The organism is Acetobacter sp. DsW_54, from assembly GCF_002153575.1.
GTDB lineage: Bacteria > Pseudomonadota > Alphaproteobacteria > Acetobacterales > Acetobacteraceae > Acetobacter > Acetobacter fabarum.
The window spans coordinates 1-3,448 of the sequence record NZ_JOPD01000044.1 but is presented as its reverse complement, the minus strand read 5'-3'; the positions used below and the strand labels follow the sequence as shown (position 1 = coordinate 3,448).

Here is a 3,448-nt window from a genome sequence, read left to right as displayed (position 1 = left end):
TATCGCTGCCTGATTACTGAACAAATCTCTCTCCGGTAAACCCGGGGCAGTTCACAGCATGATATTTCGGGAAAACCAGATCAGGGGTTCCCGGCAGTTTCCTGTCATGCAGCCTGAACCGGAAACCAAGAGCATGCAGACCCCGCCGCAGCACCATCTCGGGTTTTGTGTCTTTCCCCCGGATGCCGGACATCATCCGGCTGCGCTGTTCCGCTGAAACGATATCAGGCAACAGCCATGCTCTGATCATGAGCAGGTCTCATGCCTGCAGTCCCGTCTCTGCTGTCCCGACCCTCCCGTGCCAGGGCCGAGCGTATATGGGGCTTCATGGCATTGGCCAGAAACTCGATAACCGGCACCACAACCGCATTTCCGAACTGGCGATAGGCCTGCGTGTCCGAAACACCGATACGGAACCGTCTGTCACCACGATCGAAACCCATAAGACGCGCGCACTCCAGCGGTGTGAGACGGCGCGGCCGTTTGCCCTCCTGCCGGATCAGGATTTCGGACCCGTCCTTGAAATAACGGGCGGAGAGTGTCCGTGCCACATCATCCGGTCCGCACAGTCCGAAGCCGAAACCGTTCCCCGCAGCAGCATGTTTGGCCTTATAATTCTGAAGATAATTCCACAGATGTTCCGTAAGGGTATATTTTGGTTCCACCTCTGCATGCGGCAGAAGGATTGAACCCAACCTCGGGCCTTTTTCTATCGGTGGCACAACCAGAGATTTCAGATCAAAATCTGTTTTTTCCCTGAATCCGACAATAAAAATACGCTCGCGTTTCTGCGGCACCCATGATGCAGCACTGATCACGCGGGTCTGCACATGATAACCGAGTTCTTCCTCGAGAACGTGCATGATCGTGGCAAAAGTACGTCCCTTATCGTGCCGTTCCAGGTTTTTAACATTTTCCAGAAGGAATGCTGCCGGCCGGTGATGGGCGATGATTCTGGCTGTATCGAAAAACAGGGTTCCCTGCGTGTCACACAGGAAGCCATGAGGTCGTCCCAATGAATTTTTCTTGGAAACTCCGGCGATCGAAAATGGCTGACATGGAAAACCTGCCAGCAGGACATCATGCTCCGGAATCAGCGAGGGTTTTTCTGCGAACGGACGGATATCACCACTGATCTCGTGGTTGTCCGGATAGTTCAGGGCATAGGTCTGCCGTGAGAACCTGTCCCATTCGGACGTAAAGACACACCGACCGCCGATTTCCTCAAAACCGATCCGCAGGCCGCCTATACCGGCAAACAGATCGATAAAACGGAAATCAACCCTGTCTTTCTCTTTTGCGCGGAGGCGTTCATCGGCAATGCGGCGCAGGAAATTGAGAGACGTCCTGCTCGCCGTGCCGGGGGTATTCTCATAACGGTACACCGTCCGTTCTCCCAGCCCCAGCTCTTCAGCCGCCTGATGCAGAGTAAGGCCTGCCCGATCGCGCAGCAGGCTGAAATCGGTCCGCGATGACATAGGTATTCTTTCAGATCAGGGTCGCACGAGGTTTATCTCTGCCCTGATGGCAGAATCTGTCCCCGAAAGCAACCCATGTTCCTTATATGTTCCAAATACAGCAACACGGTACCAAGCATCCATCAGATATGTTGGCAGGATGTCGGCATGCCCGCCGCGTTCTGCATACTGGACGTGTCACGGTTTAGTTCCGGACCATTGGTTATCTGTTAAGCGGCGTTGGCCGTCCACGCAAAAGGATTTCTGGCTGACGAAGATCGAGCGGAATATGGAAAATGATAGCGGCGTAATCCGAGCCCTGCTGGCCTCTGGCTGGCGGGTCGCCACGGTCTGGGAATGTGCCCTAAAAGGCCGGACCTGGCCCGACTTTTCCGAGGCTATGCAGCACCTGGTCGCCTGGATAAGATCGGCTGAGAAGACTATGACTGTTAGGGGCAGATAATTGGTCGCATCACTGAAGCAATTTTTAGATCTGATGCGCTACTATGGCGCTCATCGTATTTATGCAAAACATTTGTCGCCCAATGATAACTCGAAGAACCAAGTATATCTGGGTGGTGGCTTTGCAGCACTGAATGTCATTCCGCATGGCGAAGTCTACACTGACGCTTCTGAAAAGGCCGGCAGCGTGCGCGACCGCGCTAAGGCCGATGTCGAATTTTACTGGATCAATGAAGAAGGCAGGCACCGCGCACCTGACGCAAACCTGATCCTCTATCCCAAATATCCCGAAGTGAGGATGTCCGGCTTTCTAAAGGGCTGCAAGGGGGCACCTTCAAAGCTCCTCACCGTTCGCGATGAGGGACGGGTTATGTTCTTCGGCGTGACTCGAGACGGCGTCGTCCTGGGCTATGTCACGGATGCCGATGACCCGATCACAAAGGAACTGACGGCAGGCAACTGGCCGATGCTAGGCGTCTTCACCGAATTGCCGCTCAGCCTGGATCTACCTGCCGATCCGAAAACTATCCTCCTTGATGAACTGCGCCGCATTTATCAGCTGAACTGGATCATGTCCCAAAAGCTGGCGAAAGACGGTACGAAGGCGCCCTATGCAGCCCGCAATGGGGGCGGCTATACTCTTGAAGCCGAGCTTGGCATTACTCCCAATGGCTACGCAGAGCCGGACTTTATGGGCTGGGAAGTGAAGCAATATGGCGTGAATAATTTCACAGCGTTCAGGCCAAAATCGCCGGTAACCCTTATGACGCCGGAACCGACAGGCGGTATCTACAAAAGCGAGGGCGTGGCAGAATTTCTGAAGCGTTTCGGCTACGCGGATCAGAGCGGCAAAGAAGATCGCTTCAATTTTGGCGGCCGCTATGACTGTACTCGCGGCCACCACCATCTAACCGGGTTGCGCATGACCCTGACGGGATATGATGCTGCGACTGGCAGGATATCCAATATCGAGGGCGGCATGGCTCTGGTCAGTGCGACCGACGCTGTTGCTGCGTCGTGGACTTTCAAGAGCCTGATGGCGCACTGGAACCGGAAGCATGCGCAGGCGGCCTACGTGCCCTCCTTATCCCGAACACCGCCGCCGGAATATAGCTACGGGGCACAGGTTCTCCTTTGCGAGCAGACCGATTTTCTGCTGTTCCTCAAGGCTTTTTCGACGGGGACGGTGTATTATGATCCGGCTGTTAAAATCGAAAAGGCTTCGTCGGCAAAGCCGGACATCAAGCGGCGCAGTCAATTTCGGGTCGCTCATGCCGGTCTGACCCAGCTTTATCAGAAGAATGAAACTGTCCTCCTTTACTGAATAATAATTCCGGAAAAATTCGCGACTGTTAGTTTGGCAGGTTCAAGCTTGATGCGGCAAGATTGAACCATTGCTGAGGCGCAAGCGACTTCTTCTCTTGCACGTCATTGCCAGCATGATGGGGCGCTACGGGTCGACAATGGGCCAGCACTGAACTGCCCCGGGTTTACCGGAGAGAGATTTGTTCAGTAATCAGGCAGCGATA

3 protein-coding genes are annotated in these 3,448 nt (G+C 54.4%); 1 reads left to right on the top strand and 2 read right to left on the bottom strand.

Annotated elements, in window-relative coordinates:
• Nucleotides 1–13: 13 nt before the first annotated feature.
• Entirely contained in the window at nt 14–250 is a 237-nt protein-coding gene (locus tag HK20_RS12225) for a hypothetical protein (protein WP_369823068.1), read from the bottom strand.
• Nucleotides 225–1,478 (bottom strand): DNA (cytosine-5-)-methyltransferase, encoded by a 1,254-nt coding sequence (gene dcm / locus HK20_RS12220; RefSeq protein ID WP_086647323.1) that lies wholly within the window; start codon nt 1,476–1,478, stop codon nt 225–227. The genes HK20_RS12225 and dcm overlap by 26 nt, the downstream gene beginning before the upstream one ends.
• Nucleotides 1,479–1,920: 442 nt before the next feature.
• On the opposite strand from dcm, the gene HK20_RS12215 reads away from it, so the two are divergent.
• Entirely contained in the window at nt 1,921–3,243 is a 1,323-nt protein-coding gene (locus tag HK20_RS12215; RefSeq protein ID WP_086647322.1) for an MvaI/BcnI family restriction endonuclease, read from the top strand.
• Nucleotides 3,244–3,448 lie beyond the last annotated feature (205 nt).

Coding starts and splice junctions, on each gene's coding strand:
- HK20_RS12225 (WP_369823068.1), bottom strand. CDS start 250: ATGATCAGAGCATGGCTGTTGCCTGATATCGTTTCAGCGGAACAGCGC.
- dcm (WP_086647323.1), bottom strand. CDS start 1,478: ATGTCATCGCGGACCGATTTCAGCCTGCTGCGCGATCGGGCAGGCCTT.